This window comes from Faecalibacter macacae (assembly GCF_003687725.1).
GTDB classification, from domain to species: domain Bacteria; phylum Bacteroidota; class Bacteroidia; order Flavobacteriales; family Weeksellaceae; genus Empedobacter; species Empedobacter macacae.
In genome coordinates this window covers 125,120-139,677 of record NZ_RDOJ01000001.1, presented here as the reverse complement: position 1 = coordinate 139,677, position 14,558 = coordinate 125,120, and the positions used below count along the sequence as shown (strand labels likewise).

The 14,558-nt window shown below is 30.2% G+C and carries 13 protein-coding genes; 8 read left to right on the top strand and 5 right to left on the bottom strand.

Annotated elements, in window-relative coordinates; genetic code table 11:
- Positions 1-4: 4 nt before the first annotated feature.
- From EAH69_RS00640 to rfbB, 3 genes are all read right to left on the bottom strand, one after another.
- Positions 5-859, bottom strand: coding sequence for an ABC transporter permease (locus EAH69_RS00640; protein WP_121933272.1), 855 nt, complete (start codon positions 857-859; stop codon positions 5-7).
- A gap of 42 nt (positions 860-901) precedes the next feature.
- On the bottom strand, positions 902-1,762 hold the full coding sequence (rfbA, locus tag EAH69_RS00635; protein WP_121933271.1) for a glucose-1-phosphate thymidylyltransferase RfbA: 861 nt from the start codon (positions 1,760-1,762) through the stop codon (positions 902-904).
- Positions 1,763-1,837: 75 nt separating this feature from the next.
- On the bottom strand, positions 1,838-2,875 hold the full coding sequence (rfbB, locus tag EAH69_RS00630; RefSeq protein WP_121933270.1) for a dTDP-glucose 4,6-dehydratase: 1,038 nt from the start codon (positions 2,873-2,875) through the stop codon (positions 1,838-1,840).
- Positions 2,876-3,287: 412 nt separating this feature from the next.
- On the opposite strand from rfbB, the gene panB reads away from it, so the two are divergent.
- The 8 genes from panB (at position 3,288) to EAH69_RS00590 (ending at position 11,903) form a co-directional block, all read left to right on the top strand.
- Positions 3,288-4,103 carry a 3-methyl-2-oxobutanoate hydroxymethyltransferase gene (gene panB / locus EAH69_RS00625; protein ID WP_121933269.1) on the top strand — a complete coding sequence of 272 codons (816 nt, stop codon included), beginning with the start codon at positions 3,288-3,290 and terminating at the stop codon, positions 4,101-4,103.
- Positions 4,104-4,220: 117 nt separating this feature from the next.
- Positions 4,221-4,907 carry an RluA family pseudouridine synthase gene (locus EAH69_RS00620; protein ID WP_121933268.1) on the top strand — a complete coding sequence of 229 codons (687 nt, stop codon included), beginning with the start codon at positions 4,221-4,223 and terminating at the stop codon, positions 4,905-4,907.
- 24 nt (positions 4,908-4,931) lie between these two features.
- A complete protein-coding gene (locus tag EAH69_RS00615; RefSeq protein WP_121933267.1) occupies positions 4,932-5,804 on the top strand; it encodes a lysophospholipid acyltransferase family protein in 873 nt (290 codons plus the stop codon).
- The gene (locus tag EAH69_RS00610; protein WP_121933266.1) at positions 5,801-6,793 is read left to right on the top strand and encodes a glycosyltransferase family 2 protein; all 993 of its coding nucleotides are present in this window, start codon (positions 5,801-5,803) and stop codon (positions 6,791-6,793) included. The genes EAH69_RS00615 and EAH69_RS00610 overlap by 4 nt, the downstream gene beginning before the upstream one ends.
- A gap of 68 nt (positions 6,794-6,861) precedes the next feature.
- Complete coding sequence (locus EAH69_RS00605) at positions 6,862-7,647, top strand: GLPGLI family protein (protein ID WP_121933265.1); 786 nt, start codon at positions 6,862-6,864, stop codon at positions 7,645-7,647.
- Positions 7,648-7,743: 96 nt separating this feature from the next.
- Positions 7,744-8,346: a bifunctional nicotinamidase/pyrazinamidase gene (gene pncA / locus EAH69_RS00600; RefSeq protein WP_121933264.1), complete on the top strand. Its 603-nt coding sequence runs from the start codon at positions 7,744-7,746 to the stop codon at positions 8,344-8,346.
- A 44-nt stretch (positions 8,347-8,390) separates the two neighbouring features.
- A complete protein-coding gene (locus EAH69_RS00595) occupies positions 8,391-9,164 on the top strand; it encodes a GLPGLI family protein (RefSeq protein ID WP_121933263.1) in 774 nt (257 codons plus the stop codon).
- An 18-nt stretch (positions 9,165-9,182) separates the two neighbouring features.
- The gene (locus EAH69_RS00590) at positions 9,183-11,903 is read left to right on the top strand and encodes a TonB-dependent receptor (RefSeq protein WP_121933262.1); all 2,721 of its coding nucleotides are present in this window, start codon (positions 9,183-9,185) and stop codon (positions 11,901-11,903) included.
- 725 nt (positions 11,904-12,628) lie between these two features.
- Here the strand turns inward: EAH69_RS00590 and mltG are convergent.
- Complete coding sequence (gene mltG / locus EAH69_RS00580; protein ID WP_121933260.1) at positions 12,629-13,648, bottom strand: endolytic transglycosylase MltG; 1,020 nt, start codon at positions 13,646-13,648, stop codon at positions 12,629-12,631.
- Positions 13,649-13,650: 2 nt separating this feature from the next.
- Entirely contained in the window at positions 13,651-14,427 is a 777-nt protein-coding gene (gene dapF, locus EAH69_RS00575; RefSeq protein ID WP_121933259.1) for a diaminopimelate epimerase, read from the bottom strand.
- Positions 14,428-14,558: the final 131 nt, after the last annotated feature.

Sequence of the window (14,558 nt, the reverse complement as noted above, 5' to 3'; positions counted from 1 at the left end):
TAAATCAAACTGTATCTAGAAACGTTTTTTCAGTTTTATTAAAAACTAAAATTCCAATGACCAAAAAAATAAATGTGAAAAGTGTAGTATATAAAAGCATAATAAAATTGAATCCTCCAAATCCTAAATAAGCATATTTAAAACATTCAAAAATTCCTGTTAGTGGATTTAGATTTATTATCCATTTATATTTATCAGGGAATGCCGAAGCTGGCATTACCACAGGTGTTATATACATTGCTAATGACACACCGAAACCTAATAACATACTAAAATCTTTATATTTAGTTGTTAAAGCAGAAAAAATTAACCCAATCGCCATTGCCAAAGAAGCCATTAAGAATAACAAAACAGGTGTAATTAATATCCAAATATTAGGCTGTACTGAACCATCACTTATATAATAATAAAGTACAATTAATATTAATAATAAAAACTGAACACCAAATCTTAAAAGATTTGATAAAACGATTGAAATAGGCATAACTAATCTAGGAAAATAAACCTTTCCAAAGACAGATGCGTTACCCCTAAAAACTGTAGAAATACTTGTTAAACAAGAAGAAAAATAATTCCATAATGTTACTCCTGCTAAATAAAATGGTAACATAGGAGCACCATCAGTAGATAAATTAGCTACTCGTCCAAAAATAACAATGAACATTACTGTTGTTAAAATTGGATTAATAAAAAACCATAATGGACCTAAAATAGTTTGCTTAAAAGAAATAATAAAATCTCTTTTAACTAATAAATAAATTAAATCTCTATAATACCATATCTCCTTAAAATCAATTGATAAAATATTATGTTTAGATTGTATTATATGTGTCCATTTCTTAGTGTTAAATTCATTCATAGGTTAGTTTAGTGGTTGGTTAGTTAGGTTGGTTTTGAAAATTTAAATCACTATTGATTTCAAATAAGCTCCATATCCACTTTTACCATATTTATCAGCAGCAGATAATAATTGCTCTTTATTAATAAATCCTTTTCTGTACGCAATTTCTTCAATACAAGAAACACTTACACCTTGGCGTTTTTCAATCACACGTACAAATTCAGATGCCTCATGTAAAGATTCAAAAGTTCCTGTATCTAGCCAAGCTGTTCCTCGATCCATAATTCCTACTTCTAATTCACCTTTTTCAAGATAAACTTTATTTACGTCAGTAATTTCTAGTTCTCCACGTGGTGAAGGTTCTAAATTTTTCGCAATTTCTACCACTTGATTGTCGTAAAAATATAAACCTGGAACCGCATAATTAGATTTTGGTTCTAATGGTTTTTCTTCAATAGAAAGTGCTTTTTGATTCTCATCAAAATCAACAACACCATATCTTTCAGGATCTGAAACTTGGTAAGCGAAAACACAACCTCCTTTTACAGTAGTTTTACTTTCTAACAATTGCTCTAATCCTGTTCCGTAAAAGATATTATCTCCTAAAACAAGTGCAACAGAATCATCTCCGATAAATTCTTCACCAATAATAAAAGCTTGTGCCAAACCATCTGGACTTGGCTGAACTGCATATTGAATATTACATCCGATTTGAGCTCCATCTCCTAATAAACGTTGAAATGGTTCCGAATCGTGAGGTGTTGTAATGATTAATATATCTTTTATTCCTGCTAATAATAAAGTTGATAAAGGATAATAAATCATCGGTTTATCATATACTGGCATTAATTGTTTACTTACTGCAATGGTCAATGGATAAAGACGTGTTCCTGATCCTCCGGCAAGAATAATTCCTTTCATAAAATTATATATTGAATCTATAGAATACTGCTTCAAGAAGTTTCTTAAAGCAGTACTTATTTTTTATTAATTATATTATGTTTGGTAGTATTTCTGGTAATCTCCAGATGTAACATTATCTAACCATTCTTGATTTGCTAAAAACCAATCAATTGTTTTTGATAAGCCTTGTTCAAAAGTTACAGATGGTTTCCATCCTAACTCTTTGTTGATTTTAGTTGCATCAATTGCATAACGTAAATCGTGTCCTGGACGATCCTTTACAAAAGTGATTAATTGTTCCGAAGTTCCAGCCTCACGACCTAACTTCTCATCCATTTGTTTACACAATTCTTTTACTAAATCGATATTTTTCCATTCATTGAAACCTCCTACATTATAAGAATCTCCGTTTTTACCTTCATGGAAAACTAAATCAATCGCTTTAGCATGATCAATTACAAATAACCAATCGCGTGTATATTTTCCATCACCATAAATTGGTAGTGGTTTATTGTTTAAAATATTATGAATGCATAAAGGAATCAATTTTTCTGGAAAGTGATTAGGTCCATAATTGTTTGAACAGTTAGTTAAAACAATAGGTAAACCATATGTATCGTGATATGCTCTTACGAAGTGATCTGAAGATGCTTTTGATGCTGAATAAGGTGAATGTGGATCGTAAGATGTATCCTCAGTAAAAAAACCTGTTTCTCCTAATGCTCCGAAAACTTCATCTGTGGATACGTGATGAAAACGTTTACCTTCAAAATTATCCTTCCAAATGTGTTTTGCTGCATTTAATAAGTTTACTGTTCCAATTACATTTGTCATTACGAAATCTAATGGATTTGTAATAGAACGGTCAACGTGTGATTCTGCAGCTAAATGAATTACACCATCTGGTTGATGTTCTTCAAAAATTTCTAATATTTGTTTAGCATCAACTATATCAGCCTTTACGAAATGATAATTTGATTTATCTTCAATATCTTTTAGATTCTCTAAATTTCCAGCATAAGTTAACACATCTAGATTAACAATTTTAACCTCCGGATAATTTAATACGAATTCCCTTACCACGTGAGAACCGATAAATCCGGCTCCACCTGTTATTATTATAGTTTTCATAGTTTAAGTTTAGGCTAAGAAATATTTGTTAGGATAAAATTTCTTAATTCAAAGATAACCTTAATCTTTTAAAATCTAAGCATTTAAAACAACTTAAATTTACTCAAATATTCTTAGCTACTTTTTATATTATACTTTCAAGTAATAACTTATAAGTCAAAAAAATAAGTTATATATTCTTCTATATTTTTGGATTATCAACTTTAAATCAATAAAACAAAAACATACAAATTTATTACATTCTAATGATTCATAGTTAACTAAATTTTATCATTAAGATGTTTATACTAGTAAATAATAAATATAATCAATGTTTTATTATGAAAATAGTAAACTGTACTGAATATATCTGTACAAATATTAGTATTAAAATATTTTTAAATTAAATTAGCAAAAACAATCAAACAATATAATGTCTGTAACTAAAGAAATAAAAAGAATCACTACTGAAACTTTACGAAAAATGAAGTTTGAAGGTGAAAAAATATCAATGTTAACTGCTTACGATTTCACTATCGCTACATTAGTAGACAAAGCTGGTACAGAGGTAATTTTAGTTGGAGATTCGGCTGCAAATGTAATGGCTGGACACGAAACTACTTTACCTATCACTTTAGACCAAATGATTTATCACTCGCAATGTGTAGTTCGTGGAGCAAAACGTGCTTTAGTTGTAGTTGATTTACCTTTCGGAACATACCAATCAGATCCACAACGTGCTTTAGATTCTGCTATTCGTATTATGAAAGAATCAGGTGCACATGCTATTAAATTAGAAGGTGGTGAAGAAGTAGCTGAATCTATTCGTCGTATCGTAAATGCAGGTATTCCTGTAATGGGACACTTAGGATTAACACCACAATCTATTTACCAATTTGGTTCTTATAAAGTTCGTGCAAAAGATGATGCTGAAGCACAAAAATTGTTAGATGACGCTAAATTATTAGAAGAATTAGGATGTTTTTCTTTAGTAATGGAAAAAATCCCAGCTGGTTTAGCAACGAAAGTAACTGAATCTATTTCTATCCCAACAATAGGTATTGGAGCTGGAAACGGATGCGATGGTCAAGTTTTAGTTGTACATGATATGTTGGGATTAAACAACGAATTCAAACCAAAATTTGTTCGTAAATATTTAAACTTAGAGGATCAAGTAGTTGAAGCAATTGGACAATATGTTGCCGATATAAAATCTACAGATTTCCCTAATTCAAACGAACAATACTAATATATAAGTTTTTGAGATTTGAGTTTTAGAGATTATTCGTAATAAACTTCCTATTTTTGTAGAAGTTTTAAATGAGTAATTTCTAAAACTCATTTTTTATTTCACAGAACTTATTCAATGAATAATCCAGAAATCTTGTTCGAAGATAATCATCTTCTTATCATAAATAAAAGAGCCGGAGAATTAGCCCAAGGCGACGAAACTGGCGACATCCCTTTAATCGATAGTTTAAAGGACTATATAAAAAAACGCGATAACAAACCTGGTAATGTTTTCTTAGGTTTGGTTCATCGTTTAGATCGTCCTACTTCAGGAGTTTTAATTTTTGCAAAAACATCGAAAGCATTAACTCGTATGAACGAAATGTTTCAGAAAAGAAACATCGACAAAATTTACCGCACAATTGTCCAAAGTAAACCACCTCAAAATTTTGAACGATTAGAACATTACTTACGTAAAAATCCAAAAAATAATAAAACAACTGTTTACAACAAACCGACTGGAGATGCCAAAAAAGCAATTTTAGAATATACTTATTTAGGTGCTTTGGATAGTTTTCATTGTGTAGAAGTAAAATTATTTACTGGTCGTTCTCATCAAATTCGTGCACAATTATCTTCTGTTGGATGTCCTATTAAAGGTGATTTAAAATACGGTGCAAAAAGATCTAACCCAGATGGAAGTATTTGTTTACACGCACATCGTATTACTTTTGAACATCCTGTTAAAAAAGAAGAAATGACTGTAATTGCTCCTGTTCCGAATGATAAAATTTGGCAAGCAACCAATAAATTTAATACGTAATTTTACAATTAGATCTCATTATTAATGAATAATATATTCTATTTTATAATCTATCAATTTTCACGTTTACCATTAAGTGTACTTTACGTGTTTTCTGATATTTTATTCTTTTTATTACATACCGTAATTGGCTATAGACGAAAAGTAATTGTAACTAATCTTAAAAATTCTTTTCCTGAAAAATCGGACAATGAAATCAATAAGATATACAAAGATTTCTATAGAAATTTCTCTGATTTCTTAGTTGAAACACTAAAATCGATGTCTATTTCTCAAGAAGAATACGATAAACGAATTTCTTATACAAATGTTGAAGCTTTCCAAGAAGTAAAAGCGGAAGGTAAAGATTGTTTGTTAATGACTGGCCATATGTTCAATTGGGAATTTTTATCTGGTACAGCAGAACATATGCAGTACGAACATGATATAGCAGTTTATCACAAGATTAAAAATCCATTTTGGAACGATAAAATTAATCTTACGCGAGAAAGATTAGGTACTGAAGCTGTAGACATGAAAGATATAATGCGATATATGATGCGTACTCCAAATGACGGAACACATGCGTATTTATTTATTGCAGATCAAAGTCCAAAAAAACAAGCGATTCATTATTGGTTAAATTTCTTAAACCAAGAAACTCCAGTTTTTAATGCTTTTGATAAAATCGCTACACGAAAAGATTTGGGTGTGATTTTTTGTAACATGCAAAAAGTTCGTCGTGGATATTACCACGTTTCTTACGAAAGAATAACTCCTAAAAACGGAATTAAATTCGAAGAAAACGAAATTGTACATATATTTTTCCATAAGTTAGAAAATGCGATTAAAGCGCAACCAGCAAACTGGCTTTGGAGCCACAAACGTTGGAAATATAAAAAAGAAGATTTCTCGTGAAACTTGCAGTAGCTATATTAAACTGGAACGGTAAAAAGTTATTAGAAGAATTTTTACCTTTTGTGATTCAACATACAAAAAATGCAGATATTTATGTTATTGATAATGCCTCAATGGATGATTCAGTATCATATTTAAAAGCAAATTATCCATCGGTTAAAATTGTTCAAAACCTAGGAAATTACGGCTTTGCAAAAGGTTATAATGAAGGTTTAAAACATATTGATGCGGATATTTATTGTTTATTAAATTCGGATGTTGAAGTTACAGCAAATTGGACTGAACCGATTATGGAATTATTCCAAAAAGATCAATCAATCGCAGCTGTTCAGCCAAAGATTTTAGATTATAAAAATAAAACGCATTTCGAGTACGCTGGTGCTGGTGGTGGTTACATGGATAAATTTGGTTATCCATTTTGTCGTGGTCGAGTATTTTGGACATTAGAAGAAGATAAAGGACAATACAATGATACGGTAGAATGTTTTTGGGCGACCGGAGCAAGTTTATTTATTCGTAAAGAAGATTTTTTCCGTCAAAAAGGTTTCGATGAAGACTTTTTTGCTCATATGGAAGAAATTGATTTGTGTTGGCGATTGAAAAATGAAAATCGTAAAATTTATTATTGTGGTTCATCTACAGTCTATCATTTAGGAGGTGGAACTTTACAAAAAAATAATCCAAGAAAAACGTATTTAAACTTCAGAAATAGTTTAAACATGTATTTAAAAAATCTTCCAAAAGATCAGTTATTTCCTATTATTTTCTCAAGATTAACTTTAGACGGAATTTCTGCTATTGTATTTATGTTCTACGAAGGTTTTGGACATTTATGGGCAATCTTTATGTCGCATATGCATTTTTACAGAGACTTCTCTAAAATGTATAAAAAACGTGGAAATCATCAAATTAGAAATTACGGAACAAAAGAATTAATCCCGTTTCAGTATTTCGTAAAAAAGAGACAATACTTTAAAGATTTAAAATAATTTTAAAACTCCGATTAAACTAATCGGAGTTTTTTTTGTCTTATAGTTATAAAATCATAATTATTAAAATGAAAAAATTAATAACTATAACAGCAGTTGCTCTTTCTGCTTTTTCTTTCGCTCAAACTGAAAAGTTTGAAGTTACTTATTCTTCACGTTTAATTCTTCCTGAAGATTTTACATTTCAACCTCCAGGTGGTGGTAACGGTAGACAAATGCCTAAAGAAATGCAAGAGCAGATGATGAAAAGAATTCAGGAGCCTCAGGAAAGTACATTAACTATTTTTGGAGATCAATCTGCTTATAAAGCAATAGAAAAAATATCAAACGATCAACAAAATGGACCAGGTGGTCGTGGCGGTATGCGTATGATGCGTTTTGGTGGATCTGGAGATAATGTATACAAAGATATTTCGACGAAATCTTATATGAAAGAAGTGAATATGTTTTCTAAATCGTATACAGTGAAAGATGAATTACCAAACTACGATTGGAAAATGACGCGTGAGACGAAAACAATTTTAGGAAATGATGCGCGTAAAGCTACTGCAGAAATTGATGGACAAACTATTGTAGCTTGGTACACAACTAAAATTCCGGCAAAAACAGGTCCTGAAAATTATTGGGGTTTACCAGGATTAATTTTAGAAATTTCTACAGAAATTGAGCAAGGTCCAATCAAAGGAAAAAAAGTGATTACTATTACAGATATTAAAACTGTAAATGATACAAAAACAATAGAAGCTCCAAAAGCAAAAGCTACAATTACAGAAGCTGATTTAAAAAAATTACAAGAAGAGCAACGCCAACGATTCGAGCAAATGCGTGATCAAGGTGTAAATCGTAGAGATTAATTTTAAGTTCATAGTTTATATAATAAAGTTCAATTACTCTAAGTAGTAAATTGGACTTTATTTTGATAGTACCTAATTATTAATTTAAACAAACCAATGAAAGCACTAATTATTGTAGATATCCAGAATGATTTTATTCCTGGAGGATCTTTAGCCGTTACGGACGGTGATAAAATTATTTCTCGTATCAACGAACTTCAAAAAAAATTTGATCTCGTAGTCGCAACACAAGATTGGCACCCAGCAAATCATAAGAGTTTCGCTTCTCAGCATGATGGTATGAATCCATTTGATGTAATTGATTTAAATGGATTACAACAAACGCTTTGGCCAGATCACTGTATTCAGTCGACAAAAGGAGCTGAATTTCATAAAGATTTAAATACCAACAAAATTGAAGCAATTTTCAGAAAAGGTACTAATCCTGAAATTGATTCGTACAGCGGATTTTTTGATAATGGACGAAAAAAAGCAACTGGATTACATGGTTATTTACAAGAACGCAAAGTAACTTCAGTTTTCGTTTGTGGATTAGCTGCAGATTTTTGTGTTTATTATACAGCATTAGACGCATTATCTTTAGGATATGAGACTACAATTTTAGACGAATCTACTAAAGCAATTGATCCAATAAATTTTGTTGATTTAAAAGATAATTTTAGGACTAAAGGCGGAAAAATATCTTCTTATATTTTGTAACGTTTTGATACAAAGAACTACTAACCATATAAATTACTATAATTATGAAAAAATTATTATTAACATTTGCTTTAGGCTTAGTAACAACAACTTTATCTTTTGCGCAAGAAAATAAAAATCAGAATATAGAAGCAACTTACGTTTGTGAAATGAAACTTGATTTAGAGGAAACAATGAAACAAATACCTCAAGCTTATCGTTCACAAGTTGAAGGTATGTTAAAAGCTGAAATTGATGCAGGAATTTTTATGAATTATTTCTTAAATAGTAATGGTAAAACTTCTACATTCAAGCTAGAACAAAAAATTTCAAATTCGCAATCTGCTGGCGGAATGATTGTTCAACAAATGACTGCTATGGACAAAAATCCATATTATAAAGATTTAACTACTACTCCAATTTCATATTACAAAGAAATTGATATGGGAGTTAAACAATACTTAATTAAAGATGCACCAAACTTCAATTGGAAAATAACAAGAGAAAAAGCTGAGATTGCTGGTTATAAAGTAACAAAAGCTGAAGGTGTAATGATGGATTCTATCAAAGTTGATGCTTGGTATGCACCAGAAATTACTTTTAAAGATGGTCCACAAAACTTGGGAGGTTTACCAGGTTTAATTGTAAAAGCGGAATATGAGGTCAATAATGCTAAAATGATTTTCACATTAAAAGATCTTAAAATCTCTGATAAAGAATTAAAAATTAATTTACCTACAAAAGGTACTGTTGTAACAGAAGCTCAGTTCATGGAAGAAATGAAAAAGTTACAAGAACAATACAAAGAAATGATGGGTAGCGGTGTCGATACCCAATAAAATATACAACCAAATTAAATGAAAAATTTACTCTACTTTATTCTTTTTCAATTTGCGACTGTGTTTACATATGCGCAAGATTGTAAATTAAAAGGAACTGTTTTGGATGAAAATGGAATTCCTATTACTGATGCTTCTGTATCTGCATTTGATTCCAAAAATGATGGAAAAGGATTCGTCTTCACAAATAATAATGGCGAATTCGAATTAAATCTTCCTTGTAATCAACCTTACGAAATTGAAATTGAACAACCTGGTTTTGAAACTTTAGTCAAGAAAATTGATTTAAACGGAAATAAAACCGAAAAGATAAAATTAGTTCGCGGTTCTGAATCTATTTCTTTAAAAGAAACAATTATCAAAGCGCAACAAGCAATCAAAATTAAAGGTGATACGATTGAATATGATGCCGATTCTTTTAAAGTTGGAAACGAAGAGGTTTTAGAAGATATCTTGAAAAAACTTCCAGGAATCGAAGTTGAAAACGGAAAAGTTTACCACAAAGGAAAAGAAATCACTACAATTACAGTTGGTGGACGTGAGGTTTTAGGTGGAAACACGAAACTTTTAAACAAAAATTTACCTTCAGATGCGGTTTCAAAAATCCAATTGAATACTAAATTCAAATCAAATCCATTTGCTTCATCTTTACAAGAGGACGAACAAGCTTCTTTAAACATTGAGTTAAAAGAGGATATGAAAAGTCTTGTATTTGGTAATGCAACACTTGGTGGTGATGCCGACGAACATGCCGATGCGCAATTAAAAATGTTCTACTTCTCCGAAAAAATGGATGCTACTGTCATCAATGATTTTAATACCTACGGAAAAGAAGTTTTTGACCGTGAAGATTACTTTAGCTTCTTCGGAGGATTTTCAGAATTTAGTTCTGAAGGAAGTATTTACTCTTTACGTGGAGGAAATTCAGCTTTAAGTTTTGGAGGAAATACAAATGCCTCTGAAATGAATACCTACAATGGAGCTGCTCACTTCGGATATGAACCAAAGAAATCATTAAAAATTTCTGGATTTGGATTAGTTAATACTAATAATATCAGATACAATTCCATTGTAGAACGTAAATACAATGATGGATTTACAGAGGAAGATCGTTCAGAAAATAAAAACAATTTATTATCTGCAATGGGTCGATTACGTATTGATTGGAATCCGAATAATAAAGGTGAAGTTAAATATCGTTTAAACTTAAACTATACAGGTAATGATGACGAACAAGGTGTTGATCGTTACAGAAATGGTGAGTTTACAGGTTTCAATAAAAACTTAACAGATCGTAAAAATTATAGCTTAAGCCAAACGTTATCTTATATCCGTAAAGTTGGTCGTGATCATAATATTGGTTTCTATTTAAGACATCAATACCAAAAAGAAACGCCAGATTTATTTATGGATTCTGAAGAAAAAATATTTAATATTTTCGAATCAACAGCATCTAATACTGGACGTTATTTACTTAATCAAGATCAGAAATATGTAACAAATACTTTCCAGATTTATTCTGTTTACAACCATTTAATAAACAATACAACCAACTTGAAATTAAAAGTTGGAACTAATTTTTCTATGCAAGATTTTGACAATAAAATTTATGATTTAGGAAATTTAGTTACTCAAAGTATTAATGGTCGTCCAATGGTTTCTGATACAGAATTTGATTATAACGAAACTTTTGCTGATGCTACGATTACAAAGAAATTAGGAAAGTTTCAGGCTGATTTAGGAGCTGGAGTTTCTTTCTTTAATGAAAAGGCAAATTTTGTTGATGGAAGTAGTGTGAAATTCGACGAAACAAAAATTTTACCACACGCGAACTTAAAATATAATTTTAATAATGCGACAAGTGTATTCGCTAACTACAATCAAAACTATAGTTTTCCACATGCTAAGGATTTAACAGAATCTTACACGTTACAAAACTATCGTTCGGTATTTATAGGAAATCAAAATTTAAGACAAGCATTAACGCATAATTCATCTTTAAATTTCCATCACTTTAATTCGTTCAATTTCTTTAATGTTTTTGCTGGATTAACTTACACAAAACGTGATAAAAGTATACAAACGGCTTCTCGTATGGACAGAGTTTTCTTAGACGAAAATAATCCGGATGCATTCTCTATAATTCAAGAGAATTCATTAATCAATTCAGATTACGAAGAAGAAAGTTATGGAGCGAATTTAAACTTAGGTAAACGTTTCAAGAAATGGTATCAAGCTCGTTTTAATGGTAATATTTCTTGGTCTAATTCATACACTTATATAAAAGGTATTAACAATACTGATTTTGTAAATGTAAACAACAAAAGTTTTAGCCAAAATTATACGTTAACAAATACATTTACGATTAAAAAGAAGTTAGAATTAAAAGCAGGATTAAATGCTTCTTTCTCGAAATTCGAATCGCAATTCGAGCAAGAATTTGCAAACTGGAGACCATTTGGAGATATCGCGTGGAATGTAACTGATAAATTATTATTACAATCAGATTTCTCTTACAGAATTCAGAATCGTGATGGCGAAAGAATCAACGAAGCGAAAGAATTAAATGCATCTCTACGCTACAATGCTTTTAAGAAAACATACATCACATTAGTTGCTGGTAACATTTTAGGGAATAATGTAATTGTTAATAACTCATTTAACGATAACTTTAGTCAAACAACTACTACTGATGTTTTAGGACGATATTTCTTAGTTAATTTAAGATATAAGTTCTAAGAAAACTTTATAAAAACTTTATAAGCTCAGATATTAATCTGAGCTTTTTTATTTTAAAACGTATCTTTAAATACCTATTTAATAATATGAAAATAACAATCACAAAAATCTCTCTTCTATTATTTACAATTCTATTGTTTAAGAAAATACTATTTCTAAATTGGGAATTTCAAAAAGTTGAATTAAACTCGTTAGAATTATTAACAATGGTTATATCTTTTGGAATAATCTTCTATAACTGGGTGATAACAAATATAAAAAATAGTATTATAAAAAAAAGTCTCACTATTCTTTCTATTTCTTTTAGTATTTTATTTTTATTTCAAAAAATACCAACAAACAATCAAATCATTGAGAAGATTAAACTTTCAGAAAATAAAGAAATACATATTATACAATTGGATCGTTCAATCTGTTTAGGAAATATTGAACATTGCCGTGATTCTATTAAAGTGACTAAATACAACATTCTACAAAAAAGGGAAGCTCTATAATTAATTTAATTCGTCATAGATTTAGATGTCGGTCATAATCGATGACCTGATTATTTTGTACTAATTGCTTTCCTATAAAGCTATTAATACAAAATACTTTGGTGCAAGAACTCGAAAAACTAATTTGCTTTGCAAATTAGCTAACAAAATATCAACTTATCAACATTATTAACAACTGTTAATAACCTTGTTTATAAACATAAAAAAGCCACTCTACGAGTGGCTTTCTACTTATTTGATATTGTTTTCTTTAACCCATTTTCGGTATTTGTCAGCATTTACTTTATGCTCTTCAAAAGTCTTTGCAAAAGTATGATATCCTGGTCTATCAGGATCTGCAGCAAAATAAATATAATCGTGATCTGCTGGATTAAGAACCGCATCAATCATTGGCACGTTTGGCAAACAAATTGGGGCTGGCGGTAATCCCTTATTACGATATGTATTATACTCATTAGAAGACCATGTTAATTTCTTATAAACACGTTGAACTTTTTGATCAAATCCGTTTTCTAATTTATGAGCATAAATTGAAGTTGGATCGGCTTCTAAACGCATATCAATCGCTAAACGATTAAGATAAGCTCTTGCAACTTGCTTTTGATCTTCTTCATGATCTGATGATTCTAACTGAACGATAGATGCTAAAATTGTTACTTCAAGCGGAGTCATGTTCATAGCTTTTGCTTTTGCTAAACGATCTGCATTCCAAACTTTGTTGTATTGCGTTTCCATTCGTTCAATAAACTTTTCTGGCGTTAACGACCAATACACAAAATATGTTTCTGGAATAAAATATTGCTTAACAGTTTCTGCATTTAACGCAGTATCTTTTTCAGCAGCCCATTCCATAATAGAAGTTGCTAATGCGGTAGAATCTACATTTACTTGACGAGAAACTGAACCTATCATATGATATAAAGTAGGTTCGTTTTTGATACGAAGCTTCACTTCTTCTTGTTCTCCTCCTTGTAAACGATCGATAATAGAACTGCTGCTATCATCTGCTAAAATTTTATATTTTCCAGGTTTTATAGTCGCTGGATAATCTGCAGATTCAGCAAATTTTTTAAATTCTTCTACGTTTTTTAAATAAGGTTTTATTGAGTCTAATACTTGGTTAAAATCTGCACCACGAGGAATAAAAATTGCTCCCTCTTTTGTTGTATTTCCTTTAAAACCTTTTATAAAATCACAACTTGTCAGTGTAAAAACTGACATGATTGCTAATAAAATTAACTTTTTAGTCATTTTTAAATTTCAATTTCTCCTTCGAAAACTCTTTTTGCTGGTCCATTTAACCAAACATTCTCAAAGGTATTATTTTTTTCGTCAAAATTTACAGATAATTTTCCTCCTAAAGCTTCTACATTAATATTATTATCTTTTACGAATCCTCTTATATAAGAAGCGATTGCAGCCGCTGTAATTCCAGTTCCACAAGCTAAAGTTTCGTCTTCAACTCCACGTTCGTAAGTTCTAATTTTTAACGTTTGATTTGGTAAAACTTCAACAAAATTTACATTAGAACCAGTTTCGTAATATGGTGCTCCGTTTCGGATTTTTTTACCTTTTTTATATACATCAACATTTTTAACGTTATCAACAAATTCTACGTGATGTGGTGAACCTGTATTCATGAATAAATATTTGTCGTGATCTTCTACTTCTTTAATATCGATCATTTGTAAACGAATCGTTTCACCATCAACTACTGCATGATGTAATCCATCAATCGCATTAAAAGTCATGTTTTCATCTGTAACCTCTAAGTCATGTGCAAAACGAACAATACAACGTCCTCCATTTCCACACATTGTACTTTCGTTTCCGTCTGAATTAAAATAAACCATTCTGAAATCTGTATCAGAATCGTTTTGTAATAAAATTAATCCATCGCCACCGATTCCGAAATTACGATCACAAATATGTTCAATAGTATCTTTATTTACTGGAAAATTGCCATCTCTATTATCGATCATCACAAAATCATTTCCAGCCCCTTGATATTTATAGAATTTAATTTTCACTTCTTTTTTCTTAATTTTTACAAAATAAACAAATTTTCTTCACTCTTAAGTATTATTTAATAAAATTGACAAAATTGTTAAATATGAGTTAAACACGTTGTATATGTTAAAGTTTTGGTCTTAAATTTGAA

Bases quoted from the DNA above. Each gene is read 5' to 3' on its own strand.
- EAH69_RS00640 (WP_121933272.1), bottom strand. From the start codon at position 859: ATGAATGAATTTAACACTAAGAAATGGACACATATAATACAATCTAAA.
- rfbA (WP_121933271.1), bottom strand. From the start codon at position 1,762: ATGAAAGGAATTATTCTTGCCGGAGGATCAGGAACACGTCTTTATCCA.
- rfbB (WP_121933270.1), bottom strand. From the start codon at position 2,875: ATGAAAACTATAATAATAACAGGTGGAGCCGGATTTATCGGTTCTCAC.
- panB (WP_121933269.1), top strand. From the start codon at position 3,288: ATGTCTGTAACTAAAGAAATAAAAAGAATCACTACTGAAACTTTACGA.
- EAH69_RS00620 (WP_121933268.1), top strand. From the start codon at position 4,221: ATGAATAATCCAGAAATCTTGTTCGAAGATAATCATCTTCTTATCATA.
- EAH69_RS00615 (WP_121933267.1), top strand. From the start codon at position 4,932: ATGAATAATATATTCTATTTTATAATCTATCAATTTTCACGTTTACCA.
- EAH69_RS00605 (WP_121933265.1), top strand. From the start codon at position 6,862: ATGAAAAAATTAATAACTATAACAGCAGTTGCTCTTTCTGCTTTTTCT.
- pncA (WP_121933264.1), top strand. From the start codon at position 7,744: ATGAAAGCACTAATTATTGTAGATATCCAGAATGATTTTATTCCTGGA.
- EAH69_RS00595 (WP_121933263.1), top strand. From the start codon at position 8,391: ATGAAAAAATTATTATTAACATTTGCTTTAGGCTTAGTAACAACAACT.
- EAH69_RS00590 (WP_121933262.1), top strand. From the start codon at position 9,183: ATGAAAAATTTACTCTACTTTATTCTTTTTCAATTTGCGACTGTGTTT.
- mltG (WP_121933260.1), bottom strand. From the start codon at position 13,648: ATGACTAAAAAGTTAATTTTATTAGCAATCATGTCAGTTTTTACACTG.